Here is a 26,405-nt window from a genome sequence, read left to right as displayed (position 1 = left end):
TCTGATAATCCCTCTTGGCATAGCCTCTCGTTATAATAAATGATATTGATTAGGCTTTCCGATATCACACCAAGTTGTTAAAAGGCTTCTAATCAGAGCTGTGAAAATATGGGGCCAAAAACACATTGGATGGTCATAAAAGCCCACTTCTGAGCAATCCCCGAGGCTATGGCTTTCACGAGCGATGCAGAGGACTGCCGATTCGAACCCATCGGAATTGTGCATCTGGTTTTTTGCACCCTCACTCTATGCCTGGTTAAGGTCAGTGGCTGTTGCAAAAGTCCGGCATGAGGCTGGACTGCCAAACAAATCATCTAGTTTTGGCTTTTGAATGATAAAAATAGCCTACTCACAGAGTTATGTGTTGCGATGATAGATTTTTGCAACAGCCACTCCGATTATGTAAAGAAATTATCTAAAGAAGCTAACTGAGTTTGAGCTGTTCAATAGTCTTTGATCAATGCTAATTGACTTTAATAAACTCAGCTGCTACACGACCTAATTTATAACCCGGAGGCAGAAATACATAGGAAGCCCAATTCGGTGAGGTAGTTGGTGGAACAGGTGGTGCAATAACCAGTTCGCTTCCCAACTGATTATTTGGCTGGGTTGTGTCTGTTTCCAATGTCAAATAGTAGCCTTGTGGCTTTGTCAGTACATAAACTTTGTTGTAGGTAGTATCTCTGGCAGGCGAATAAATGCCGTTGGCAGGTGCTTGCACTTTAACTCGTACTGAGTCAGGCGATATTCGTTCTATCTGAAACATTATCGTCTTCCCATTAATGGGATAGGACTTTACGTCGGGAATACGGACCAGGTTAGCCCTGTAAGTACCCGCTATTACTGTAGCTGCATCGAGGGCTAATACCGGCTGACTAGTTGGCGCATCGCGTTGGCAAGCTGTACATAGGGTAATTCCCAAAATGATAAGTTGCTTTTTCATCCCGTTAAGTGTTTAGATTATTGTTAAATCGTTTAATCTTAGGAATGTTCTACAATCTTTTATATAAGTGGTGACTTTTGCAAAAGCTGGTTAGCGCCTAAATGCTACCTTAAATTTGTTATTTGAGACTAGAAACGAGGGTAAATAGCCACACCTGCGTAACTATATAACAGGTAGTTGGCTTTTGCCGTAGCCAATCCACCTATAAAACAATTTTACCGAATGCAACCCACTGTAAAAAAAGAACTTCCCAAATACCTGATGACTATTGAAAAATACTAACCTTTGGAGATCAGCAAAGCCATTCCGTCGATTCGGGGTTGCATAGGTATCCTACAGAGTTTACCTTGCAAGTCCCAATCATACTCACTCATGATCCGCCTGGTTGTCGTTACCTCCGTTATTTGCCTATTGCTTCTAGAAGGTTTTTTTCTACCTGCCTATGGCTGGAATAATCCCACCCATATGGTGACAGGAGCCATCAGCTATCGGGAACTGCAAACCACGGCTCCTAAACCGCCAAGACAGTGGAATACGGGTTATTTTGGTTTGTATGGTAGCTTAAATAGGACCCAAACCAATCCAACCATTAGTGAAACAAATCTCTCAGGTTGGCAAGCAGGTGTCTACGGCCGTACAGGTGGAACGTTGTTCTGGCAACTGGGGGTAGAATATCGAAACATAACGACTCCGTATAGATCACTACCCAACTCACTCTCCACAAGTATACCGCCCGCTGGGCCGGATTATGACGAGATTAAGCAAAATCTACTCGTCTTTCCAACTTATCTGGGTCTTCGTTTTGGGAAAAAAGTTGGTATACACCTCCAGGTTGGTGCTGAGGTCACGACCTTAATCTCGGCGGATTATCCGCCCAATTCCCTCGGAGGTACTTCCCTGCGTCGCTCAACTTACAATGGTCTTGGCGGTGGTGGTATTCATGTTGGACCGGTCACGCTCGATGTTATTTATCATCAAGGTTTACAGACGATCTATACCGATGGATCAGCCACAAAAGGTCAACAGTTGTCAGTAAGCCTGGGCTGTCGATTGTAAAGGCTTGATGACATGAGATTATTGAGCATGAAGAAGCTACTACAACGGGAGTTCAAAGTAGCCTTTCATAAAGTATCGTATTGGCATAGCCTACCAAATCAAAGCGCCCGGCTCAGCCTGAGACCGGGTGTTTCATGTTACTATTGATAGCGAATAGTCATTTATTTCTTCTCGAGCAATTGCTCGACCAATCGTTCCAATTGGTCGATTTTCGTTTGTTGCCTTTGATTGACAGCTTGCTTGCATCTGTTTCTCTTGGGCCAACTGCTTCTCTAACTAAATATCTATACAGGGTCAGCCCCTCAACCTTCACCAGCAATTTGGCATCCATCTTAGCCGCATCAATGCCCTGCTTTACAACCTCAGCTGCTAAGGGAATACCCGGCAAGTGGTGATTGATCTGAATGTATTATCGACCACAGTTAGCGAACGCAGTTGGTAGCTCAACATAATTACCTTATCGGACCAGTCCGACACACTTCGAACCGAGTAACGCCCGGCTGAGGTTAGGACCAAATTACCAGTTGCATCGACGGTCAATAGCTTGTCGGTTGTTGCTAGTTGAATGGGGCTATTGGCTGTGAGTCTGCTCAGGCGAACACCCGATTCGTTATCCGCTCCGCTGTTGACTTCAAGTCGGGCAGTTGGGGCTGAGGTGCCAATACCGACACTGGCTTGAGTACCTCAGATGAGAGCATCGCTGATGGCCACGATAGCCCCTGTTCCAATTGCCGTAGCGTCGATGAGGTTTTGAGCGATGGCACAGGCACCTAGAAAAGTATTGCGTGAACAACTGTCATGGTTGCCGGTATTAAAGCCAATGTAGACGTTGTCGTCGGAGCCGCTATTGGCTGTCCCGCTCCATTACCGACGAACGTGTTATGGCTGCCTGTGGTATTGCCCTTGCCGGGGAGGTAGTACTAAAGAATGTATTGCCTTTACCCGTGGTCGTTTTGTAGCCGCCTGATAGCCGACAAAGGTATTCGAGTCTGCCACAGCGCATATGTTTAGGTAGTCAAAGGGCTAACCTACCATATAATAAATAAGCGTTCTGAAAAATCAGGTACTGCGGATTAAAAGTTAATTAATTTTTTTAATAATTGGCCCTGCTTTTGTGTCTTTTAGACACATAAAACAAAACTAACCGATAAGTAAGCTTTATTTTTCAGGCACTTAAAATCTAAAGCCATACCGACCTTAACGTAACTAAATCATGTAGTTCCGGTTATAATCCTAATTTTGTTACTGTTTTTGACCTAAAATCCCATTATTTGTATGCCTAATCTGTTTAAAGGCCAAAAGCCGAATCAAAAGAGACAACAGAATACATGGGTAAAAGACGACTTTGAAACGCTCTACAGGCAATATGCTGAGAAGGTCTTTCAGAAATGCCTCTCGATGACCAGAGATAGTGATGCCGCTCAGGATTTTACCCAGGAGATCTTTATGCGGGTTTTTAACAAATTAGATACATTCAAACAGAAATCGGCTCCGTCGACCTGGCTTTACTCGATAGCACATAATTACTGTCTGGATCAAATTCGGATCGGTAAACGGATGAGTCTGCAGGAACTTCCGGAAGGAATGGAATTAGCGGAAGAAGTAGTTGTTTCGGATGAAGTTCAATTACAGGCCCTCGACCAATTAATGGAAGACCTTCCTGCTCAGGAAGCCACCCTTCTGCGCCTTAAGTATGAACATGGACTGTCCATCAACCAGATTAGCCAGCAGCTTAATATAGCTGAAAGTGCCATCAAAATGCGTCTTAAGCGGTCCAGGGATAAATTAAATCGACTGATTAGCAGACTGAGTCATTAAGAAAAATCCGAGTAACGTTTAACACTGGAGTTGGTTTTTCATAGCCCCCTCTCTAAAACCTAATACGGATTGAGTTCAGTAGTCGTCGATACAGGTGAAGCATGGTCGTCAGCTGTATAATCCAGAATATCTCCTGGTTTACAATCAAGCGCCTGGCAAATTGCGTCCAGGGTACTGAAGCGGATCGCTCGGGCTTTGCCCGTTTTTAAAATGGATAGATTGGCCAGGGTTAAATCCACTTTCTGGGCTAATTCAGAAAGGGACATCTTTCGTCTGGCCAACATGACATCCAGATTGACAATAATTGCCATACAATTAGACCGTTAATTCGCTTTCAAGTTGAAACGCAATGCCTCGCCGGTAGATCTGGGCTAAAGCTAATAAGATTAATCCCAGTAACCAGGGGCCATCCAGGTTCATGTCAACACTGATGTGATCCTGATAATTTGATGGCAGTTGTTTTATAAAAGGCCTGGTCTGGAACACGAGAGCCAGTTTGAGGGCCACTTCTACCAGTGTTTGCCCAAGAAACAAAAATCCCATGGTCGTAATACGCCTGGCATTCGCAGCCTGAAAAGGAGATTGGGTTTGCACTGTGATAAAAATCTGTCGAAGTAACCCAAATGTCCAGACCGTTGTGATTAAGCCAACGAAGCCCAGTAGCATTACCAGGATGCCCGGTTTGGAAAGGAGTGGCACCTGTAACTGTCCCCGTTTTTGCTGTAGAAAAATAGGCGGTTGTCCTGATTCAGTTACTGTTTTGGTATCGTCGGAGCCCCAGGCTACTGGGACGGATACATAACCGGCAGGCTCTTTACCCAGGGTAACATACTTGGTCTGGAAGGTAAAATTTTTCAGTTGCGTTCCCTGCACCTTCAATAAGCAGGCCAGGATAAAAATGAGAAGAGCAACCACCAGAAAATAATAGAAGAAACTAACAAGTCCCTTTACCACTGGGAATACCCAGGATGCAGAATTCTTTTCCATGTGCCTGAATAGTTTGACCTGATAAATCATGCAAAAGAAACTATTATTTATTGAATATCAATATTTATTCACAGTTATTCAGTAATTATTTATTGATTAATTAATTGTCGAACCTTTGTTCAAACTTACACCTACAAAGCCCGTGACCCATTGGTCAAAGAGCAGATCACCGCAACGGCCTTTAGGTTTGTAGGCCAGTAAGATTCCAAGATTGGGTAGCTTACAGGAATGATAAACAGAGCGGGCTACCCTATCGCAGCGGCAAGGTTAGCGGCCTATGGTCCGATTTACGACCCGCCCTGTCTTCTTGCCCCCGACTCGAATAGAAATGTGGGACACCAGGCGGCATCGGCCGTCCGACCCTTAGTAAGGTATTGAGAATAGGGACAAGTCCATTGCTTCACCCTTAAATAACAGAGCTTATGCAATTTCACTATTTCATTGGTATTGACGTATCAAAGAACACGCTTGATTGGGCTATTTACACACCTACCGGCTTAGTCGGTCAATTTCAATCTGACAATTCACCGAAGGCAGTTTCCAAGGCCGTCAAACAGTTAGTGGCTTTACCTCAGTTTGCTTTAGCCACCAGTATTTGCTGTCTGGAACATACGGGTATTTACAATGCCCATGTGTTAGAAGTATTTTATCAGGAAGGCTTTCGTTTGTGGTTGGAAGCATCCATTCAGATTAAACAAGCTGGTGGTTTACAACGGGGTAAGTCAGATGCCATTGATGCAGTTCGCATTGCTGAGTACGCGTATCGGTTCCGAGATCGTTTACGCATCTGGCAACCGACTCGTTCTGTTTTAAAGCAATTAACTGAGTTGAGCCAACTTCGTCATCGTTTGCAATCAGTTATTAATCAACTAGCGGTTCCCTTGACGGAGCAAAAACGTTTCGGTGATCGGGCGCTTCCGCACCAATTAAAAGGGCACTGTGGTGACTCGCTCAAGGCACTAAAAAAGGATCTTGAGCAAGTGGAAGCTAGCCTTAAAAGTCTGATACAGAATGACGCTGAGTTGAAAACTCTTTTTAGCCTTCTTACATCCGTGCCTGGAGTGGGCACTATCGTTGCTACTGAGATAATCATTGCCACTGACGAATTCAAGACAATTACTGAACCGAAGAAGCTAGCTTGCCATGCCGGTGTAGCTCCTTTTGAACATCGTTCGGGAAGTAGTGTTCGGGGACGTACTCGAGTCAATCACCACGCTCGTAAATCATTGAAAACTTTATTACATCTGGCCTCTATGGCGGCGGTTAAAAGTAAGGGTGAATTGCAACTTTATTATCAGCGGAAAGTAGCCCAAGGCAAAAATCGAATGCTAATTTTAAACGCTGTCCGCAATAAGCTCATTCATCGGGTCTATGCTGTAGTCCGCCGAAATGAAAAATATGATAAAAATTATAAGCCAACCCTTGCTTGAACCATAGAAATCGGACCACCTTTTTTTTAATACCCGATTTTCCAGGCTTAGCTCGGCTACTAGCTGTTTGAGAGCTTCATTTTCGGACTTGATGGACTGTACTTCGGGAGCGGTAGCTTCTCGGGTGGTATCGCCCGCCAATCGCTTTTTGCCCGCTTCGAGGAACTCTTTACTGCTTCGGCCTTTAGATTTGAGCCGCTGTACGATTTCAAGAATGCCCTATCTTGGAATACTCTCAAAGTGAGAGCAAGCCAGTGCCCGTGGAGATACCCTACCGTCTTCGGCTGAGTTAGCGACTCATGGATCGATTCAGGACTCCACTGGGCAACTGAAGCACAGGACTCAAATAGAAATTCGGGTTAATGGCCCATGAGCAAGGTATTGAGTGTGCAACAGACTACTGGCTTGAGTACTAACATAAACTCATTCAAAAGTATGGAATCCTGTGCGCTTTTCATCGGTATCGATATTTCCAAAGCCTCCCTGGACTGGGCCGTTATCGTCGCTAACAAATTGTTGTTTCATTATCAGTCTTCCAACGACCAGAAAGGTATTGAAAGCTTCATCAAGTACTTAACCCTTCAATACCCACAGGCTAGTTTTAGTAATAGTCTGTATTGTATGGAGCACACGGGCATTTATAACAATCATCTGCTACGTTTCTTCCAGCACAAACAGGCCAATGTTTGGGTAGAACATCCTATCCACATTAAAGAGAGCTTAGGCATGATTCGGGGTAAAAATGACAAAGTAGATGCCCAGCGTATCGCGTTATATGCCTACAAAAATCGCGATGAAGTTCGTCTGTGGACGCCTAAACGAGAGGTCATTCAACAACTGGATCGGTTGACGGCCACTCGTAGCCGGTTGGTCAAAGTGCGCAAAATGCTTCAGTCTTCGCTGACTGATTCGGATGGCTTTATCGCTAAAAAAGACCACAACGCCGACAAGAAATCGTGTCAGAAAACGCTAAATGCCCTTACTCAAGACATCAAACAGGTCCAGGTGGAGATTACGGCCACGATTGAGAATGACGGCATCGGCCGACCACCCTTATTTAAAAGAACTGCATGGATATGTGCAATCGGTCAAGGGTATTGGCCCAGCCATCGCCACCGAACTGCTAATCATCACTAATGAATTTAAAGCCATCACTGACCCGAAGAAGTTGGCTTGTCACGCTGGGGTGGTACCTTTTGTCTATTCGTCGGGGCAATATCGGGGCAAAGCTAAAACCAGTAATAAAGCCAACAAGCCTTTGAAAGCCCTGCTGCACAATGGAGCCATGTCGGCCATCCAGCATTCTCAGGAGCTAAAAGCGTATTACGTGCGTAAAACAGCTGAAGGCAAAAATGAGATGCTAGTGATTAATAACATCTGCAATAAGCTGATTCATCGCGTTTATGCTTGCGTACAGCGTAGAGAAAAATATAAAGATTTTTATTCCCCATTAGTTGTTTGAATCATAGAAATCGGTCCGATCCACCGATAATAAATGTTGGTATTGAGTCCTTCTCGTCGACAAATCTCGGCGACTGACTGCTCGCCTTGTAGCCCTTCCAGCACAATGCGAATCTTTTCTTCAGCGGTGTATTGCCGTCGAGTCTGTCCCGCGAATTCTAAGCTAAAAACAAGTGTTTGCCATAGAATTTTAACAAGAAACGGCTTGCCGATACTCTACCTGATTTTTGATGTAAGGCGTACCTCGTTGGACGGCTGCGAATACGCGACTGATCAATTTATTGCGCACTCCATTTAGAGCGACTAACTTAGGTTTGCCCTCAAGGATCTTTCGGTTATAGTAGTCCGCAAACTCGTTAGGCGATTGGATAGCCGCATTCGCTCCATTACTCAGCAGCGCTTTCAATTTCATGTGCCCAATCTTACTCAGCTTGCTCCGTCCGCGCACACTACTACCCGACGAGTACGTAAAAGGAGCGGTACCCGCAAAGCAATCGGACCGCCGAGCGGCTAATTGGCGCCAGTTGGCAAAGCTTTTGAAACACTGCGTATGCACCAATAAATAAGCCGCCGTTTGCAAACCGATACCGGTTACTGACGTAGCTAGCTGATAAGTCCGATGCACCTCCTGGTCTTCAGCAATCACTGTTCGCAGTTGCTTATCTACTAACTGTATACTGGCCACTAATTGAGCAATATGTTTTTGGCTATCTCGGATGATGCTGTTACTGAACTCCTTATCAACGAAATTGGCTAATTCTTTGGCTGCTACCTCCAAAGCCACTTTATTTTTGACTAACCGCTGCCGGTAAGCCAGCAGATGCTGGATTTTGAGCAGTGTCTTGGAGGGTAGTTGAGATGGCTTGATTTCATCGCGGTATAAATAAGCGAATCGAGCCAACATGCGTGCATCAGCCTTGTCATTTTTCGCTCGCTGAATCCCCATCGATCGTTTCACATGAAGGGCCGATTGAAGCGAGTAGCTAAGTTTATGCCGAGTGAAAAAGCAACACAGAGGAAGGGCATATATACCGGTGTGCTCTAAACAGAAGAGTAGTTGGGTCTTGTCGCAATGTTGATATACCCATGCTAACAGTTTGCCAAAACCTGAAGGCCGATTCTCAAACTGTTGATGAAAAACGGGTTCATTAGCCGATACATAGATTGCCGCATCTATGGTTAGTTTGGAAACGTCGATGCCGATAAAGGAAGTAAATGCCATAGCTAAAGTTGGAAAGGGAAGAGAGTATACCACGATTGGAGTCGGCTAATACCTTTAGGAGGCCTTGATGCCTACAATTCTAATTGGCGCATATCCAACCAAACAGCTTCGGTACTACTTCGCGGGAAAGGTCATTAACCTGGCGGCGTCCTAAGTTCACCGAAGCTGTTGGTACGGTCGAGAAATATAGGATTTTAATCGAAGGACAAAGCTAAAGGCCGGCGTCCGGTTGAATGTCTTTGATAATAGATAGAGCCGGCTTGCGCTCTGAGGTAGTAGTTGAAGCAGAGTGGGCCGTTTTGGAACGGTTAGGCGGGGATTTTTTGGTTGAATTAGACATTACCAAGGTGATTTAAGTGAAACAATTTAGGAAATTGTCTCTCCTCATTTTCACCGCCCGGCGGCCCGGCTCTTTTGTCCACTTTCATTTGACGACGTACACTAGGACTTAATTTGATGGAAGGAAGTATAAAAGGGGCATCCGTATTGGAGTACGCATTCATCCTGAAAGCGCTGTTCACCATTATTACGCTGAGTATTAGCCGGAGCGGTAGTGTCATTACCCCGGTATTATATATCGGCGCTACGGCGGATAGTTTCTTTGGCCATACAGTTGGGGCGTATCCGGGTACATTTGCCACCATTGGTTTTGTGAGTCTGCTGGCGGATACCACTAATACCCCTATTGCGTCGAGTATTCTGGCTATTAAGTTGTTTGGCGCAGCGGTAGCCCCTTATGCCTCGGTGTCCTGTGTCATTGCGTTTCTGATGTTCGGGCATCGAAGTCTTTATTCTTCCCAAATCCTGAGCATCAGTAAGTCACGGGCGATTACGATTGAGACAGGCAAAGAAATTAGTGACGTACGAAATACGATTAAGAACGCTGACATTTGGTTCATTGACTGATTGAAGAAGTACTGGCGAACGGGGCAAAATCGGTAATCGGTTGAGAGTGCTTAAATTCGAAAGATTCCAATCAAATGCCCTATTCGGGGAGCTTGCATCCCTGATTAATCTGCTGCTTAAGCTGATTTTCTAAGGTTGTACCGTCAATCGCAGCCCAATGTTCAATAATTTTTCCATCCGCTACTCGATAAAACCGGTAGCCAGTCGTGCTAACCTCAGCACCTGTTGGTTCAATATCCCGCCAGGTTCCTACATGCGTCATTTGCATGGTAATCTTCAGGATTGTCTTACTGGCTTCTGTAACCTGGTCGTCAATGAATGTCTGATGCAGAAATGACTGGCTGGTTGCCTGAATCCAGTTGATCAGACCTGAACCGTTTGGGGATAGCATCGATGGGAGTGAATGGTCGACGTAAGCCGGATGCAGATACAAATCCAGTTTTTCGTATTGCTGTTGATTCCAGATGGCCTCGATAAAGTTTGCGACCAGTTGTTTGATTTGATGACTGTCCATTGCGTAGTTTTTTTTGTTTAGGCAAAAATAGCTGGACGGTTCACTGAAAATCTGTGACAAAAGTCAAAAAAGACTCCCTACTTCAGTTTCCGAATTCGGCTCAACGTTTCCCGTCGAATACCCAAAAAAGAGGCTAAATGGCCCAGGGAAACGCGTTGTACTAAAGCCGGTTGCTTTTTAAGCAGTTGATTATACCTTTCTTTGGCGGAATAAAGTGTAAACCAGGCCGCATAGTCTTCCTGCTCTTCCAGCAGGGTTTCTAATAGCCGTCGACCAAAAGATTCTAGTTGATGTGACTGCTCATACAACTGGAGTAAGTCGTTTTTAGGCATGCTAAACAGGGTTGAGGGTTCAAGTGCCTGAATACTAAGTTCGGAAGGTTGCGCTGAGCGTAGGCTTTTTAGATCCGTAACAAAGCCATTTTCGAGTGTAAAGGCCACATTTCGTTCCTCGCCATCCTTGAGGTAGAAACTTCGCATCAGCCCTGTCTGAAGAAAAAAGATATGTTTGCATACCTGACCAGGTTGCAGGAGTAGATCACCTTTCGGTAGTTGATGCTCAATCAGTACGTTCCTAAGGAGGAGCCAGGCGTCTTCCTGTAGCGGCATTACTTGATTCATGGCAATATACTGACTTCGCATAGCAGGAGGTTATTAGTTGAGGGGTAGCTAGACATATAATCCGTTTAAATGTTATATCCTTACTTTGGCGGTCTGAATGGCCAGGTAATCAAGTTATGAAGATATTGCTCGTTGAAGACGAAGTTAGTTTAGCGTCATTTATCAAAAAAGGACTGGAGGCCGAATCCTTTAGTACCGACCTCGCCTATGATGGTTACGTCGGCAAACAACTATTCCAGAAAAATGAGTATGATGCCGTTATTCTAGACGTGAACCTACCTTCCTTAAACGGGTTTGACCTGTGTCGGCTCATTAAACGGGAGAACGAACGAACCCCGGTTCTGATGCTGACGGCGCTGGATACCCTAGATGATAAAGTTAAAGGCTTTGACGCGGGGGCGGATGATTACCTGCCCAAACCCTTTGCCTTTAAGGAACTGCTGCTGCGGATTCGAGCCATTACAAAACGCCATGTGCTTCGTCATTCTACTGTCTTGCGCTTGGCCGATCTAACCCTGAATTTAGATACGAAAGTGGTTACCCGCGCCGAAAAACGCATTGAGTTAACATCCAAAGAGTTTGCCTTGCTGGAATACATGCTGCTGCATAAAGGCAAAATCATTTCCCGCGCCGAACTGGCCGAACGGGTCTGGGATACGGACTTTGATTCTAATACCAATGTCATTGATGTCTACATTAACTACCTCCGCAAGAAGATCGATAAGGAGTTTTCCTCCAAACTCTTACACACTGTAATCGGCATGGGCTACTCGCTACATGAATCCTAACCGAATGTAAACGTCGCCGACGGTCATGTTAATCCGACATAAATTAACGATCCTCTTTACGGCGATCGGTCTGGCCATCCAGATTGCCTTTACCAGCTTTGTCTACACCTTTTACTCGGTTTACCGGGAGCAGGGATTTACAGTACGTTTGCAGGGCAAAGCCCGGCTATTTGGGCGGGTCATGATTTCCCGTCATTCCAGCCAAGGCGTTCTGGATCGCGCCCTGAATGCCACGGATCTGCAAACCCTCACCGAAGAGCATATCAGCATTTTTGATCAGCAAGGCAACTTGGTGTTTACCAACCAGGCGCCCGCTTACGTGCAAAAAGAAGCCCGCTTCATTCCGGCACTGGCCAAACAAACCTCCATTCAATTTACCATCAACCGCAACGAAGGCGTTGGAATCGTGTACCGGGACCGGGACCTGCCCTATTCCATCTTTGTAACGGGTTATGACCGACTGGGCCATTCCAAACAACAGAACCTGCTGGTTATTTTGCTCGTCGCTAATCTGGGGGGCTTTTTGCTGATCATGATTTCGGGCTGGTACTTTGTGGGCCTGTTTTTGCGTCCCCTTGCCAACATGGTCAGCCGGGTTAGGGGCGTACAGGCCGACGCCCATTTGACGTTTCGATTGAATGAAGGCAACCAAACCGATGAAATTGCCCAGCTGGCCATGACCTTCAACCAGTTATTAACCCAGCTTCAAACCACCTTCGAGAACCAGCGGCAGTTCGTTTCCCATGCCTCCCATGAACTGCGTACGCCCTTAACGACCGTGCTGGGTACTCTCGAAACCTCCCACCAGTACGATACCAATCCCGCCGACTGGCGAATCAGTATGGAGGTGGCCATGCGGGAACTGACCAAGCTGGTCAAGTTGACCAATAGCCTCTTGAAGCTAGCCAACACGGGCGACGGTTCGCTGGCCATGAGCCCGATTCGACTGGAGGAATGCGTGATGAGCGCGGTTAGTCAGGTCAAGCAGAAGCGAGCCGACTGTACCGTTTCGTTTCAGTTTGGGCAGATGCCCGCCGACGATTTTTTCGAGGTCATGGGCAATGAAATCCTGCTGACGACGGCCCTGCAAAACGTCATCGACAATGCCTGCAAATACTCCCGGCAGGTCGTTTTGGTCGATCTGTTCACCCAGCCGGCCAGTGCCCAACACGTCATCACCGTTACCGATCAGGGCATCGGTATTCCTCTCGACGATCAACCCCATGTGTTCGAACCCTTGTACCGGGGGCAAAATGCGGGGCAGGCGGAGGGGTTTGGCGTAGGGCTGGCCATCACCCAGCAGATCATTCTGCGTCATCAGGGCAAAATAAGCCTGGTTTCATCCCCAGCGACAGGTACCATCGTGCGCATCGAACTACCCGCTTATGATGCCAAAGCCCTTCGGGCGGCTTAGCTTGACGTTTCGATTAGCCCCTGAATTCCCCATTCTAATGAATTCTAATCTCCGCCTAAGACGGCTCTAATCCCGCACCATCATCTTTGTCCCGGGCTTAAACGTCGATCGGGTTATGAAGCGAACTGCCTCCACTAATTTCTTTGTGCTTATTCTGGGGATCGCGCTCCTGGCATCACTGGGCGTAAACATCTACCAGTTGTATAGCCGGAGTGCCTTCTGGCCACCCGATGGGGAGGTCGTGGACCGGGAAGCTGAATCCACTCAGTTGCTCCAGCAATTAGCCAGCTGTAGTCAGGAAAACACCCGAAAAGATAGCCTCATCGCCGTGCTCAAACAACGGTCGGCGATTACTAGGTACTCTACCTTGTCCAGCCAACAAGGACCCTAATCGACGTGGCTAGCTGATTTCTAAGGTATTCCTGGTTCACCCTGATACGTCTCGTTTATGAACATCTCGTTGCCAAGTCGATGGCTTACTGGCCTGCTGCTGATCAGCGCTGGCATTGTGTCGGCTCAAACTAATCCCGTTGATTCCGTCCTGACGCTTGCCAGAGCACTTGATCTGGCCGTGCAGAATTACCCATCCATTAAAAATAAACTCACCGAAACCCAGGCAACACAAGCGGATCTGGCTGCGCGGAAAGCCAGTTTTTTGCCCGTTGCCTCGTTTCAGGCACAGGCCTTGTACGGGACGTCCAATAATGTACGGGGGGCTACCTTTCCTAATGAAGGGTCGACCAATTCAGTTTCCAGCGGGGTTAAAGCCAATGGACCAACAACCGATGCAGTATGGGGCAGTTTAAGCTCCCTAAACGTTAACTGGAAGGCGATCACCTTTGGTCGTAACAAAGCCGAACTAGCGTTGTCCAAATCGGCGATTCAGCGGGCGAATGCCGATTATTATCAGGAACTGTTCGTTCACCGGGTTCGCGTGGCCGATACCTACCTGATGGCATTGATTATCGACCAGACGGTCAAAGTGCAGGCAGCTAATCTAGCCCGGATCGACGCTTTCCGGACCGTGATGCAGGCCAATACCCGCTCGGGCAGACGGCCCGGTGTTGATAGTGTACTGGCCGATGCCGAAGTAGCTAAAGCCCGGCTGCTACTGATTGAGAGTCGCCGAATAGCCCAGCAGCAACGGGTGCAACTGGGCGAGTTTATGGGCTTGCCTGGTTCGACGTTCCGGCTGGATACCAACACCTTTCAGGTTGCCTTACCCCCCGATTTCCAGTTTTCAGCCGAAAAGCTGGCCAATCATCCGGTATTGTCCTACTTCCGACGGCAGATTGAGTTTAGCCAGGCCCGTGTGGAAGCTATCCGAAAATCCTATTTACCCGCTATTGCTTTGAATGGCTCATTCTGGGCCAGGGGATCGGGGATCAGCGATAACACCACCCCAGAAGGCAATTTCATTTATAACCCATCGCTGGGGGCCGGTTTACCGTTCCGGGTGGCTAACTATTTTGTGGGCGTGAGTACATTTTGGCGCTTCAGTGATCTGTTTCGGACCCGTCAGGAAACCAAGGCGCAAGTCATGCGGACGCAGGGGGATCAATACCAGTATGATCAGGAAGTGCTCCGCATCAAAGCCGAACAGCAAACAGCCGATCTGCAGATTCAGAACGCTTACGAGGCAGCTCAGCAGGCCCCCGTCCAATTGGGGGCGGCACGGGCAGCCTATGAACAGGCGCAGGCCCGGTACACGGCAGGCCTATCGAACGTGTACGAATTTACCCAGGCGTTTACCTTGTTGAACCGGGCTGAGATCGACCAGTTCGTCACGACCAATAATGTCTGGCGGGCGCTCCTACTTAAATCCGCTGCCGAAGGTGACTTGACCAATTTCATTAAACTGACTACGAAATAACCCCGCTTTAGATGAACCAACTCATCGCGTCTGCACTCACCCGACCGGTCACCATTGTGGTGCTGGTACTGGGCATGCTGGTGTTCTCGGTCATGGCCGTGCTGAACATCCCCGTCGATATCTTTCCCAAACTCAACGCCCCCACCATCTACATCGCTCAATCCTACGGCGGCATGATGCCCTCCCAGATGGAAGGTTTTATTGCCACCCGGTATCAAAATCAGATGCTGTACGTCTCCGGCGTGAAAGATGTGGATGTCAAAAACGTGCAGGGCCTGACGCTGGTGAAATGTTCGTTTTACGAAAATACGAACATGGCCCAGGCGGCCGGGGAAGTGGCCAATCAGGTAAGTCGGGTGCTTTCCTACCTGCCCCCCGGCTCGCAACCGCCAGTCGTGGTTCGCTTTGATGCCTCCACACTGCCCGTGGGTCAGCTCGTATTTAATTCCAAGACTCGATCCCTATCGGAAATCCAGGATCTGGCGTCGACGAAGATCAGGCCCCTGCTGGCCAAGATTCCGGGCGCTTCCTCTCCGCCACCGTTCGGGGGTAACGAACGAACCGTGGTGATCAAAGTTGATCCCAGCAAGATGCAGTCCTACGCCCTGACGCCCGATCAGATTGTGCAGTCCGTGGTCAAGGCTAACCAGATTTCCCCGGCGGGGGTGGTGCGCATGAAAGACTATGCCTACATGACGCCTTCGAATTCGGTCATCAATACGGTGAGCGAGTTTGCGCAAATTCCGCTGAAAATGGGGACGGGGCCAACGGTTCTGTTGGGTGATGTGGCCACCGTCAATGACGCGGCTGACCAGACAGTCGGCTACGCCCTGGTGAATGGGAAGCGGGCCGTTTACATCCCGGTAACTAAAACGGGCGATGCCTCCACCATGGCGGTTGTAACGGCCCTAAAAGCCAAACTGGCCGAGATGCAGAGCTTACTGCCTGATGACGTGAAACTCAGCTACGAATTCGATCAGTCGGTGTATGTTTCCAATGCAGTCAGTGGATTGATGAGCGAAGGCATTATCGGGGCCGTCCTGACAGGCCTTACGGTGCTGCTGTTTCTGCGCGACTGGCGCAGCTCGCTGATTGTAGTCCTGACAATTCCCGTGGCCATCTTGGCGGCTGTGATGCTCTTGAATGCGGCTGGCCAGACAATCAACATCATGACCTTATCCGGGCTAGCCTTGGCCATTGGTATCCTGGTCGATGAAGCAACGGTAACCATCGAAAATATTCACCAGCACCTGGAGATGGGGAAACCTAAGGCCCGGGCGATTTACGATGCCTGTCTGGAAATTGCCTTCCCCGAATTTTTGATCCTGATCTGTATTCTGGCCGTTTTTGCTCCTTCCTTTTTGATGAGTGGCGTACCCAAAGCTATGTTTTTACCCCTGTCGCTCTCGATTGGGTTTGCGATGATCGTAGCCTTTTTTCTAGCCTTAACGCTCGTGCCAGTCTTATCCAATTGGTGGATGAAGGCGCATCACAAAGGGGATCATGAAGAGGCCGTGCAGGCCCTAAATTCGCAGGAAGTCGCGCAGGTAGAAAGCCATGCTCACTATGAAAAGACGACCAAAAACGAGCTGAAGGGGTTTGATAAATTCAAAGCGCGGTACATATCGCTGGTTGAAACGCTGTTACGCCATCGTACGCTGGTGATCAGTTGTTACGTCCTGATCACGTTTGGATTAGCTGGTTTACTGTTTATGAACATTGGTCAGGATATGCTGCCCAAAAGCAATGCCAAACAATTCCAGGTGCGGGTCATTGCGCCCCAGGGCATGCGCATCGAACGGACAGAGGAGCGGGTTCAGCAGGTACTGGGCATCATTGAGCAGTTGGTCGGCAAAGAAAACGTGGAAATTTCGTCGGCGTTCGTCGGCATGACCCCGTCCAGTTACGGGACCAGTAATCTCTACGTGTTCAACGCCGGGCCTCATGAAGCAACCGTGCAGGTAGCGCTGAGTGAAGAATATTCCGGCAATATGGATGTCCTGCGGGATAACCTGCGGGCTGCTGTGCGAAAACAATTGCCGGGCGTGGGTATTTCCTACGAGCCCATTGAGTTGACCGATAAAATTATGAGCCAGGGCGCGTCAACGCCGATTGAAGTGCAGGTCGGAGGGAAAAGCCTGGAAGATGGCCAGGCGTACGCCAAACGGTTGCAGGAGGGGCTCAAATCCATTCCCTATCTGCGCGATATTCGCATCAAACAACCCCTGAATTACCCCACCCTGGATATTCAGTTCGATCGAATCAAAGCGGCTCAGTTTGGCCTGACCGCTGATGATATTTCGAAAAGCCTGGTAGCAGCCACCTCGTCAAGCCGGTTCACCGCCAAGAATCTCTGGCTGGATCGAAAAACCGGCTATGCCTATCAAGTGCAGGTGCAATTGCCCGAATACGAAATGAGTTCGGTGGAAGACATGGAAAATATTCCTCTGGTGAAAGGCCAGCTTCGCCCGACGCTAGGCGATGTGGCGACCATTCACCGGACAACCGTCCCGGGTGAATATGACCGCAGTGGGCCACGACGGTTGGTGACCGTATCGGCTAATATTTTCAATAAAGATTTAGGGACGGCCACGCGGGATGTGCAACAGGTGATTGATGGCTTAGGCACCCCACCCAAGGGGACCGTGGTGGATTTGCAGGGGATGGCTCAGCTATTGCGCGATACGCTGGGCAGTTTGCAAACGGGTCTAGGACTGGCCATTGTGGTTATTTTCCTGATGCTGATGGCCAATTTCCAATCGTTTGGTGTGGCCTTCGTGGTGCTGTCAACGATTCCAGCGGTGCTGGCCGGTTCGCTGGGGCTGCTCAGCCTGACGGGTAGTACGCTTAATCTACAATCCTACATGGGCATCATCATGTCGGTAGGGGTATCGGTGGCCAATGCGATCCTGTTGATCACCAATGCCGAGCAATTACGCCTGGTTTATAACGACTCCACCAAGGCGGCTCTAACGGCAGGGAGCATGCGTCTACGACCCATTATGATGACCTCGCTGGCCATGATTGCCGGGATGATTCCCATGGCCTCGGGGCTGGGTGAAGCGGGGGATCAGTCGGCTCCGCTGGGACGGGCGGTGATCGGAGGACTGTTTTTCTCGGCGTTTGCGGCCCTGTTAATTCTACCCGTCATTTTTGCCAGTGTTCAGGGCAGAGCCTCCGTCAAATCAGCCTCATTGAATCCCAATGATGAAGAAAGCGAGTTTTATGATGGTATTGACCCACTGAAAAAACAACTCTTAACCACGCACCCCAACTAATCTGCCCAAGGCCTGATGTTCGGTCCGGTTAGTATGACCGGTCTCTGATAGCCGGAACACCGAACGTTAGGCCGGGCACCACTTATTCGATTCTTATGAAAAACCTGTTGTATTACAGTGTGCTGCTGCTCGGAACGGTTTGTTTCCTACCGGCCTGCACCTCGAACGAAGAGTCAAAAACATCAACTGGAGAAAAAGCAGAAGCGAGCCCCGAGGTTGCCTTCCAGACGGTTCCGGTTTCCATTAAGACCCAGGCTAAACAACTGGCGTTGCCAGGCGAATTGAGTCCCTATTACGATGTAGCTCTCTACGCCAAAGTGAACGGCTTTATTAACCGTATGCCCGTTGATGTAGGCGATAAAGTACATCGGGGTCAGGTATTGGCCATCATGGAAGCGCCCGAACTGGAATCGGAATTAAGCCGGACACTGTCCGAACTAACAGCCGCCAGGGGTCGACTCAACATCAGTAAAAGCAATTACCGGCGTCTGGTGCAGGCCGCTAAAACGGCGGGAGCAGTAGCTCCCCAGGAGCTGGATCAAGCCCAGGCGGTTGTTATGGGGGATAGTGCCAATTTGATTAGCCAGCAGCAACGGGTCGCGGGAGCCCGGCAGATGAAGCAATATTTGTTACTTACGGCTCCCTTCGATGGGGTGGTTACCGAACGCATTCTGAGTCCTGGCGCGCTGGTAGGACCGACTCAGAAAGATGCGCAGCCAATGCTGAGACTTAAAGAAATTGGGCGGTTGCGCCTGCAGGTAACCGTGCCGGAAGTGTATGCGGGCCAGATACGGCAGAATGCGCCCGTGACGTATTCGGTAAATGCCTTTCCGGGCAAAGTATTTAGGGGTAAGATTAACCGAATTTCTTATAACGTCGAACGAAGTGTGCGGGCTGAACTGATTGAGATCGAGGTAAAAAATCCGGGACTGCAACTTATGCCGGGGATGTACGCGACGGTCGGCTTTCCGGTTCAACGGCAAAGTAAAAGTCTGTATGTGCCCAAAACAGCCGTGGTCATTTCGATGGAAGGCAGCTACGTAATTACGGTAATAAATGGAAAAACGCATTGGGTAACCGTTCAAACCGGCAATGAGTCAAACGATCAGATCGAAGTGATTGGCAATCTCAAGTCTACCGATCAGGTGCTCGTCAATGGATCGGATGATATTCGGGATAATATGGCAATTAAAACCGTTTCAGAACCGAAAGTCGCGCGTCACTAAATGAGAAACACCCTGGCAGGAGTTTGGCAAGAAGAAGGGAGACCATTCGATTTCCAGGATTGACAACCGTCTAGCTGATCGCCACCAATAGCATCCTTTCCGCTTTGATTTCCATCAGGAAAGTCAGAGGCTAACCGAATTCATCTAAACCCCAAAATGCTTATTTCTCCACGCATTGGCTTCCTGCCTGGTGTCATTATCTGGACGGCAAAAGCGGAACTGTTTCGCGCCGGACCGTTTGTTATAACCTGGTATGGGCTTTGTTTTGCCCTGAGTTTTATAATTGGCCTTAAGGTTATTACCTATATTTTTAATCAGGAGAACAAACCAACGCGGGAAGTAGATTCACTGCTGCTGTACCTAGTCATTTCAACAATCGGCGGTGCCCGTCTGGGGCATTTCCTAATCTATGAACCGACGATGCTTTGGCAACATCCGCTGGAAGTACTGCTACCCCCGTACCGTAGTTTAGCCAGTCATGGAGCCGCAATTGGTATTTTACTAGGTTTGTTTTTCTATACGCGTACCCGGCAAGAGCCCGGAGAATCCTTTTTGTGGGTAGGCGATCGGATCGCTATCGTAGTGGCATTAAGCGGCTGTTTTATCCGGCTGGGCAATCCGATGAATTCCGAAATTATTGGTCGACCAACACGTGTACCCTGGGGATTTATCTTCGTTAACAACACGGAGTATTCTAACGTGCCGCGCCACCCAGCCCAATTGTATGAAGCCCTGACCTGTCTGCTTTTGTTTGGTGTACTGTTGTGGATCTGGTTCCGCGATAAGGCGTCCCTCCCCCACGGTTTATTGATCGGGGTGTTTCTGACTTGGGTCTTTAGTTTACGTTTTCTGTATGAATTTATTAAAGAAAACCAGGTTCCATTTGAAGATCAGATGCGTCTGAATGTGGGTCAGCTATTAAGTGTTCCTGCCGTGTTGATTGGCGTGTTCTTACTAATCAGGAGCTATAACACCGTACTACATCGCCATTTGCCTGGATAATCTAGGTGCGTTTTGGTGTCAATAGAGATGCAGATTCTTGGAGTATTTACGTAATTGATTACGGTTTATGCGCCAGTTTACATGGTTAGGTTTGGCAACGATGCTAACCCTTTGCAGTTCACTACCTTGTTGTGGCCAATCAACGTTGGATGCCTATTTGGCTGCTCTTGACAGTAATAACCTTTATTTACGGTCGGCTCACGTATGGATTGACTCTTGCCAGGCCGCGCAAAAAGCTCAGCGTGTACCCCAAAAAGTGAGTGGGTTAAGCCAGGGGCTTTTGGTCAACCATCTCGTTAGGCCCTTTGTCAGGAACAAATAAAGTACCAGGCTCTGCGTCAGACGATTCATCGACAAGCCAGACTGAGTTATATTCAATTAATTTATCAACGAAAACAACTGAACGAACTAAACCATCGCCAACAACTTATCCGTGACCTTTTCCAAACTTTTTCCTGGCGTTATCAACTCGCCAGAACGGACTTAGTGAATCAGTTCATTCGCTTGTGGTTAGCCGATATTCAGGCAAAATACGCCCTGAAAGAGACTGATGTTACCCGACTGGAGCAAGCGCTTGTCGCGTTAAATGGTGATCGACCGATTAATTAGTCAGACACGATCTATCCAAAGCTGGTTAGAAAAAGGGGCTTTTTGTGGTGGGGGAAGACCGGTTCCGTTTATAATCAGTGGCGTAATCGATTTGAATTGCTGAAAAGAACCGTTGACCGACAAACTCACGCCTTACTAAAAATACTTTCCCTAAACCGGTTAAGCTGGACATTAAAAACAGGGCAAATGCTTCCTGAAGACTTTGTCACTCAATTTATTTATACGAGTTTTTTAATTGATCAGCGCATGCAAACGGAACGCGACCTACATCTGACAGCAATCTATTTACGGCCGCCTAGATCGGTTCGTTAAGTTCTATATTCGACCAACTATGGCCTGTTCAAACTAAAGTAAACACCTCACCCGTCTTAAAAACGATCCGGTTGGGGTTATCTTTTCATTACACTGACCTTATTTGGCTGCAATCAACCGACGATGCAGGTGCTCGGCACACCCGGTGAACTAACCAGTACGTTAGGGGAAACGTGGGCAAAAACGATCCGGACAAGTTTCCGCTCCAACCCGCTTTATATTATTACCCGAACAGGGCATCACTGGGAGCTACCGGCTGATTCAATTTGGGGATACCGTACCCAAGATAAAAAATCGTTTCGGCTTATAGACGGGGCTAGTAGTGAAGTAAGGCAACAAGGATTTCTGATGGTATACCTTACCCAAGTCTGGGGACTACCATTATTTTAGTCTGACACCCACAAGTACCATTTACAACTTGAACAAGAGAACCTGCCAGCAGGTATTCAGTCAGGATGATTGTATGATGGAGTTGCTGAATTACCTAACCAATGAGCAGCTAATTGCGACCGATTCGCACGGTTCTTATGGTCTGGCTAATTCATACAGATTTTGTCGGCCTGAAAAGAAAAAGAAATAAGGATTACGTATCTGCCTCTAAGGTATTTAGATAGCCAGTGTCGCTAACATTAAGATTTATTAGACTTTGGTTCATTTAAACGTCCGATTAAATTAGGGCAGGAGAGTGTTCGAATTCGCAGTAACGCTGGAATAACTCGATATCCCACAAAAGGAATAGTTCAAACAATTTGCTCTAAAAAGAAAACAACATATGGGTCACCCGCTACCAGCTTACTTTCTCATTAAGGCCAATGGTCTGTCGCTTTGGCAAAAGTAAGTGAGTAGCCGATATAGTCGCTGACACTATAGCTTACTTAATCTGTAATTTTCACTTCCTTAATCCGTCTCGGCAACCATACCTGCATTGGGCTTTTCCCCCGATTTGCCCAGGCGTAATACGGGATCGCAGTAATGGATTTAGGTTTTATTTGTACACTTAGCCCGTCGGTTGCTGATTCAAGGATAGATAGATTGGCTTGTATAGCAACAACAGGCTCTTCAAGCACCTGATGCGATTTCGTTGTGAACGTTGCTTTATTCGGGACAAGAATATTATAGGCCCGTTCCTGATTATCAACACCTTCTACACAGTAGACCAGAGGACCCCGTTGTAAGGCGATTCGATCTTGATCGGCTTTTACGTCAGTTCGGGCAGCTACCTGCCGAACTTCCATGGGCAATTTTACCTCTACAACATCGCCTTTTTGCCAGGTCCGGTCGATAACGGCATAGCCTTTATCCTGACGATACGTTACCGATTTACCATTCAACAGAATTTCGACTCTTTCACTGCTAATATCCGTAAACTGATATAGCTTGCCGGGCGCCGGTACGTTTTCCGACCAGCCTGGTATTCTGACATGTAAGGCATATCCAACCTTTTTCGCTGGATTAACCGTAATTTTTACGTTGCCTTCCCACGGATAATTGGTTTCCAGTTGCAGCGGCACCGTGTTTTTTCCGAATGTAAACGTCGTATTGCTGGCCACGAACAGGTTTACCCAAATTCCCTGCTCAGAGCGACCATAGATGTAATCGCCCAGTGAAGCCACCAGTCGGGCAATATTCGACGGGCAGCAGGCCGTACCGAACCATTCACTACGTCCATAATTACCGGCCGACGAGAGCGGATTACCATAGAAAAAGCGATCCCCGCTCAGGCTTATACCATCCAGCGCGCCATTATATAAACTTCGTTCCAGTACGTCGATATATTTGCTCTCTCCGGTTAACAGATTCATCCGCTGATTCCAGAATACCATGCCCACCGACGCGCAGGTTTCGCAGTAGGCCGATTCGTTGGGCAAATCAAAGTCCTCCGTGAAGCCTTCGTTATGACCCGACGAGCCGATGCCACCGGTCAGATACATATTCCGGTAAACGACGTCCTCCCAAACGGTTGTCATGGCGTTCATGTAGCCCTGGTCGTTGGTGGCGGCTGCTACATCGGCGGCACCGGTGTACTGGTACATGGCCCGAACGGCGTGCCCGGTAATTTCTTTTTGCTGCTTCACCGGTACGTCGTCCTGGCAATATTTGGGGTTCTTCCACTCATCCCAGATTTTACCCTTGCCGTAACCCCGCCCACGCTGATCCAGAAACCAGTCAGCCAGTTTCAGGTACCGGTCCTGGTTGGTCAGATGGTATAGTCGCATCAGGGCCAGTTCAATTTCCTGATGGCCGCTCACCCAGGGACGATTCGTAACTCGGAACGTTGAATCAATATGATCGGCAAAGCGAATCGCTACGTCTAACAGTTTACGCTTGCCCGTGGTATTGTAATACGCAACGGCCGCTTCAATCAGGTGACCCGCGCAATAATCTTCGTGCCGTTCCATGTCGGTCCAGCGTTTATCCAGCCCCGTCAGCGTGTAATACGTATTGAGGTAGCCATCGGGCAGTTGAGCGGCCGCAATCTTATCAATCCACTCATCAGCTTTTTGTTGAACGGCGGCATCCGGATGATTTTTGAGCGAATACGCCATCGCTTCAATAGCTTTGTAGACGTCACTGTCGTCGTAGTAGATGCCTTCGTGCTTTTCACCCTGTTTGCGGGCTACTTTTTCAAAATTGCGAATCCGCCCCGTTTTCTGTTCCGTTTGCACAATGCAGGCCTGGAGCGTGGCCGTAGCCACTTTGTCCATCTTCGGTTTCCAGAAACCATCGGTAATCATCACCTTCGAGAACCCGACAGGTTCGAATCGCTGAACCATCAATTGGGCATAGCTCGATAGGGCATTCATGCCCACGATGGCAATCGTACAGACCGATACGTGTATAGTTTTTCTTGTTGCTTGACGAGACGATGCTTGCATAAGACGTGGGTTTAACGGCATTACTTTCGAACAACCGGGAATTGTGAAATACGTAGGCTGGTACAGCCGTAGGGAATTAATATAACCTCTTCCGCTTCTTGAGCGGTTTCCAGTTGATACGTGACGCTATACGGAATCGGGCCGGTCATTTCATTATACATACCCCAGGAGGGAATGCGTTTAGCTTTTGTTTTAATGAATAAGGGTGCCTGTTCGGGAGTCCACGGGAAAGTAGAAACCGGACCTTTCTTTTCGAATTTGTACTGATCATCAAGTTTGTTGTCCGGCACTTGAATCAATGCATAATTCCAGGGGGTTGTCGGGAATACCTCATTGTAGGTAGCGCCGTAGTTAATCGGGTCTTTCTCGTTTTTAACGGGCTTAACCTCCTCACCGATTTTTAACGCATACGTAATGGGACCCCGCTCAATGGACATGGAGTTCTCGTACCAGTTGTTTTTAAAAATATGCATCGGCAGCTCCAACTCCACTACATCGCCCGATTTCCAGTCGCGCACAATCTTCACCAATTCATTACCGGGCGCTTCCTTCCAGAGTTTGCCGTTGATTTTTACGGTACCTTTCTTACACCATTGTGGTACGCGAAGGTGAAAGGGGAACGTAACGGATTTTACGCCCTGATCGACGTTAACCGTAAATTTGATGGTCTCTTCAAACGGATAACCCGTTTCTTCCTTAATTGAAACGGCCGTACCGTTACCAACCCTTGTTTTTACTTCACTCGGCGAATACACCAGGGCTGCGAGTCCATTATCCGGCCGCCCCGGCGTACCAGTAGCATACCACAGATTCTGCACAAATTTTGGCCAACCCTGGTGCATGTTCGACGTGCAGCATGGATAACCGGACAGCAAACCAAAACAAAGGTCTGTTCCGCCATGATTGTCGCCAAAGTTGCGTGGGTGTCGGGTCGCCATTACCTGGTTGGCCTGCTGAAAATACTGGCGGGTCATGAAATCGTCTGACACCTGAGCGGGTAAGGCATTAAAGGCCACTTTCTCAAGATGGTCGGCATAGGCTACGTCGCCGGTAATTTCCAGTATACTTTCCAGCGAGAACATCATTTCAACTGCCGAACATAATTCTGAACCCTGCGTTGGATTATTGCCGTGCAGGGCTTCGTCGCCCCCGTACAAACCGTGCGCCATGCCGTTGTATTTTCGGATATCGGCAAAGCCCTTCTTTGTCGCATCCAGGTATTTTTTGTCGGAATGATGCTGATAATAAATGATGGGGGCTTTGATACCTTGCGCCAGATTCACGCAATGAATACTGCCGGGTTTGGCCAGGAAGTCCGTATTCAGAAACGCATCCGTATAATCAAATGTCTGCTTATGAACCAGATCACCTAACTCGAGCAAAAACTTATCGCCCGTAATGTTATACAGCCAGTACACCACCATCAGGTTATCGCCACCCCGGTAGCGTGCCCAGTAAGTCCAGTGATCGAGCGGTTTTTCAGGAAGCTCTTTTAACTGATACTTAAAATAATTCGTCATCAGCTTGATCACGCGCTTATCTCCCGTGGCCGAATAATATTGCTTCAGAATCTTCAGCATCACCATTTTGGGCCACCAGTCGCGGCTGTTATCGCGCTGGATACCGGGCTCGGTACTGTAGTCTTTTGATGGTCCAAAGTAGCCATCCGGTTGTTGACTGTTAAGGGCCCACTCCACCCAGGGTTTTGTTTTGGCGATAAGCGCCTGATCGTCCAGAATGTAAGCAAGTGGCAAAAGACCATCGATCCAGTAGGGTCCCCGCTCCCATTGATCGCCATCCCCACCCAGCCAGCCGTTTCGGTTATTCATCACTAGTGGATACAATTCGTCCAGCTTACCGGTTGCCCCATTTTTCTGGCGAATCAGCATTTCCTTTAGCCAACCCAGCGGTTTAATGGCACCAAGTGGCAGTTCGGTATACGGATTGGTGCGTAATGGAGCCCGGTTGCCCACATAGGTTACCGGCTGGGCTTTAGTTGTTTTTACCTGGCCAACTGTTGTCAGGGCAAAACTTACCAAAAGGAGGTGAAACGTAACGTTGATTTTCATG

At 48.1% G+C, this 26,405-nt stretch carries 24 protein-coding genes and 2 pseudogenes; 14 read left to right on the top strand and 12 right to left on the bottom strand.

The window, feature by feature from the left end; translation table 11 throughout:
- Positions 1-463 precede the first annotated feature (463 nt).
- Positions 464-943 (bottom strand): hypothetical protein, encoded by a 480-nt coding sequence (locus tag G8759_RS14705; RefSeq protein ID WP_167209165.1) that lies wholly within the window; start codon positions 941-943, stop codon positions 464-466.
- Positions 944-1,315: 372 nt separating this feature from the next.
- Here G8759_RS14705 and G8759_RS14700 point away from each other — a divergent pair, with 372 nt between their 5' ends.
- Entirely contained in the window at positions 1,316-1,999 is a 684-nt protein-coding gene (locus tag G8759_RS14700) for a hypothetical protein (RefSeq protein ID WP_167209163.1), read from the top strand.
- Positions 2,000-2,589: 590 nt separating this feature from the next.
- Here the strand turns inward: G8759_RS14700 and G8759_RS14695 are convergent.
- Positions 2,590-2,763 carry a hypothetical protein gene (locus G8759_RS14695; protein ID WP_167209162.1) on the bottom strand — a complete coding sequence of 58 codons (174 nt, stop codon included), beginning with the start codon at positions 2,761-2,763 and terminating at the stop codon, positions 2,590-2,592.
- Positions 2,764-2,843: 80 nt separating this feature from the next.
- Positions 2,844-3,002, bottom strand: coding sequence for a hypothetical protein (locus tag G8759_RS14690; RefSeq protein ID WP_167209160.1), 159 nt, complete (start codon positions 3,000-3,002; stop codon positions 2,844-2,846).
- A gap of 272 nt (positions 3,003-3,274) precedes the next feature.
- Here G8759_RS14690 and G8759_RS14685 point away from each other — a divergent pair, with 272 nt between their 5' ends.
- A complete protein-coding gene (locus G8759_RS14685) occupies positions 3,275-3,817 on the top strand; it encodes an RNA polymerase sigma factor (protein ID WP_167209158.1) in 543 nt (180 codons plus the stop codon).
- Between the two features lie 59 nt (positions 3,818-3,876).
- Here the strand turns inward: G8759_RS14685 and G8759_RS14680 are convergent, their stop codons facing one another.
- Both G8759_RS14680 and G8759_RS14675 read right to left on the bottom strand, forming a co-directional pair.
- Positions 3,877-4,128 (bottom strand): helix-turn-helix domain-containing protein, encoded by a 252-nt coding sequence (locus tag G8759_RS14680; RefSeq protein WP_167209155.1) that lies wholly within the window; start codon positions 4,126-4,128, stop codon positions 3,877-3,879.
- A 4-nt stretch (positions 4,129-4,132) separates the two neighbouring features.
- Entirely contained in the window at positions 4,133-4,804 is a 672-nt protein-coding gene (locus G8759_RS14675) for a DUF2975 domain-containing protein (RefSeq protein ID WP_167209153.1), read from the bottom strand.
- 422 nt (positions 4,805-5,226) lie between these two features.
- Between G8759_RS14675 and G8759_RS14670 the strand changes: the two genes are divergently transcribed.
- Positions 5,227-6,234: an IS110 family RNA-guided transposase gene (locus G8759_RS14670; RefSeq protein ID WP_167209047.1), complete on the top strand. Its 1,008-nt coding sequence runs from the start codon at positions 5,227-5,229 to the stop codon at positions 6,232-6,234.
- Here G8759_RS14670 and G8759_RS14665 read toward each other — a convergent pair.
- A pseudogene (locus tag G8759_RS14665) lies at positions 6,220-6,408 on the bottom strand (IS3 family transposase); the annotation flags it as partial. The gene G8759_RS14670 and the pseudogene G8759_RS14665 sit on opposite strands and share 15 nt — an antisense overlap.
- 261 nt (positions 6,409-6,669) lie before the next feature.
- Here G8759_RS14665 and G8759_RS35900 point away from each other — a divergent pair.
- Positions 6,670-7,371, top strand: a complete 702-nt coding sequence (locus tag G8759_RS35900; protein WP_232074259.1) for an IS110 family transposase — start codon at positions 6,670-6,672, stop codon at positions 7,369-7,371.
- Positions 7,313-7,696 (top strand): IS110 family transposase, encoded by a 384-nt coding sequence (locus G8759_RS35895; RefSeq protein ID WP_232074258.1) that lies wholly within the window; start codon positions 7,313-7,315, stop codon positions 7,694-7,696. Before G8759_RS35900 ends, G8759_RS35895 begins: the two co-directional genes overlap by 59 nt.
- Before the next feature lie 20 nt (positions 7,697-7,716).
- Here the strand turns inward: G8759_RS35895 and G8759_RS14655 are convergent.
- Positions 7,717-7,839: pseudogene (locus G8759_RS14655) on the bottom strand (transposase); the annotation flags it as partial.
- A gap of 46 nt (positions 7,840-7,885) precedes the next feature.
- Positions 7,886-8,917, bottom strand: a complete 1,032-nt coding sequence (locus G8759_RS14650; RefSeq protein WP_167209149.1) for an IS110 family RNA-guided transposase — start codon at positions 8,915-8,917, stop codon at positions 7,886-7,888.
- Between the two features lie 456 nt (positions 8,918-9,373).
- Between G8759_RS14650 and G8759_RS14645 the strand changes: the two genes are divergently transcribed.
- The gene (locus G8759_RS14645; protein WP_167209147.1) at positions 9,374-9,823 is read left to right on the top strand and encodes a chloride channel protein; all 450 of its coding nucleotides are present in this window, start codon (positions 9,374-9,376) and stop codon (positions 9,821-9,823) included.
- 79 nt (positions 9,824-9,902) lie between these two features.
- On the opposite strand, the gene G8759_RS14640 is transcribed toward G8759_RS14645, so the two are convergent.
- A complete protein-coding gene (locus tag G8759_RS14640; protein WP_167209145.1) occupies positions 9,903-10,337 on the bottom strand; it encodes an ester cyclase in 435 nt (144 codons plus the stop codon).
- Between the two features lie 77 nt (positions 10,338-10,414).
- Complete coding sequence (locus tag G8759_RS14635; RefSeq protein ID WP_167209143.1) at positions 10,415-10,978, bottom strand: Crp/Fnr family transcriptional regulator; 564 nt, start codon at positions 10,976-10,978, stop codon at positions 10,415-10,417.
- A gap of 95 nt (positions 10,979-11,073) precedes the next feature.
- Between G8759_RS14635 and G8759_RS14630 the strand changes: the two genes are divergently transcribed.
- The 8 genes from G8759_RS14630 to G8759_RS36175 all read left to right on the top strand — a co-directional run bounded on the left by G8759_RS14630 (position 11,074) and on the right by G8759_RS36175 (position 21,147).
- Entirely contained in the window at positions 11,074-11,745 is a 672-nt protein-coding gene (locus tag G8759_RS14630) for a response regulator transcription factor (protein WP_167209141.1), read from the top strand.
- 25 nt (positions 11,746-11,770) lie between these two features.
- A complete protein-coding gene (locus G8759_RS14625) occupies positions 11,771-13,159 on the top strand; it encodes a sensor histidine kinase (protein WP_167209139.1) in 1,389 nt (462 codons plus the stop codon).
- Between the two features lie 115 nt (positions 13,160-13,274).
- Positions 13,275-13,550, top strand: coding sequence for a hypothetical protein (locus G8759_RS14620; protein WP_167209137.1), 276 nt, complete (start codon positions 13,275-13,277; stop codon positions 13,548-13,550).
- A gap of 57 nt (positions 13,551-13,607) precedes the next feature.
- Positions 13,608-15,032, top strand: a complete 1,425-nt coding sequence (locus G8759_RS14615; protein ID WP_167209135.1) for a TolC family protein — start codon at positions 13,608-13,610, stop codon at positions 15,030-15,032.
- An 11-nt stretch (positions 15,033-15,043) separates the two neighbouring features.
- On the top strand, positions 15,044-18,310 hold the full coding sequence (locus G8759_RS14610; protein WP_167209133.1) for an efflux RND transporter permease subunit: 3,267 nt from the start codon (positions 15,044-15,046) through the stop codon (positions 18,308-18,310).
- A gap of 95 nt (positions 18,311-18,405) precedes the next feature.
- Positions 18,406-19,536: an efflux RND transporter periplasmic adaptor subunit gene (locus G8759_RS14605; RefSeq protein WP_167209131.1), complete on the top strand. Its 1,131-nt coding sequence runs from the start codon at positions 18,406-18,408 to the stop codon at positions 19,534-19,536.
- A 156-nt stretch (positions 19,537-19,692) separates the two neighbouring features.
- Positions 19,693-20,538 (top strand): prolipoprotein diacylglyceryl transferase, encoded by an 846-nt coding sequence (gene lgt, locus G8759_RS14600; protein ID WP_167209129.1) that lies wholly within the window; start codon positions 19,693-19,695, stop codon positions 20,536-20,538.
- A 486-nt stretch (positions 20,539-21,024) separates the two neighbouring features.
- Positions 21,025-21,147: a hypothetical protein gene (locus G8759_RS36175; RefSeq protein ID WP_262890665.1), complete on the top strand. Its 123-nt coding sequence runs from the start codon at positions 21,025-21,027 to the stop codon at positions 21,145-21,147.
- Positions 21,148-22,334: 1,187 nt separating this feature from the next.
- Here the strand turns inward: G8759_RS36175 and G8759_RS14595 are convergent.
- Both G8759_RS14595 and G8759_RS14590 read right to left on the bottom strand, forming a co-directional pair.
- Positions 22,335-24,263: a glycoside hydrolase family 127 protein gene (locus G8759_RS14595; protein ID WP_167218978.1), complete on the bottom strand. Its 1,929-nt coding sequence runs from the start codon at positions 24,261-24,263 to the stop codon at positions 22,335-22,337.
- 92 nt (positions 24,264-24,355) lie between these two features.
- Positions 24,356-26,404: a beta-L-arabinofuranosidase domain-containing protein gene (locus tag G8759_RS14590; protein WP_167209127.1), complete on the bottom strand. Its 2,049-nt coding sequence runs from the start codon at positions 26,402-26,404 to the stop codon at positions 24,356-24,358.
- Position 26,405 lies beyond the last annotated feature (1 nt).

This window comes from Spirosoma aureum (assembly GCF_011604685.1).
Classification (GTDB): Bacteria; Bacteroidota; Bacteroidia; order Cytophagales; family Spirosomataceae; genus Spirosoma; species Spirosoma aureum.
This window is presented reverse-complemented; position numbering and strand designations above follow the sequence as displayed.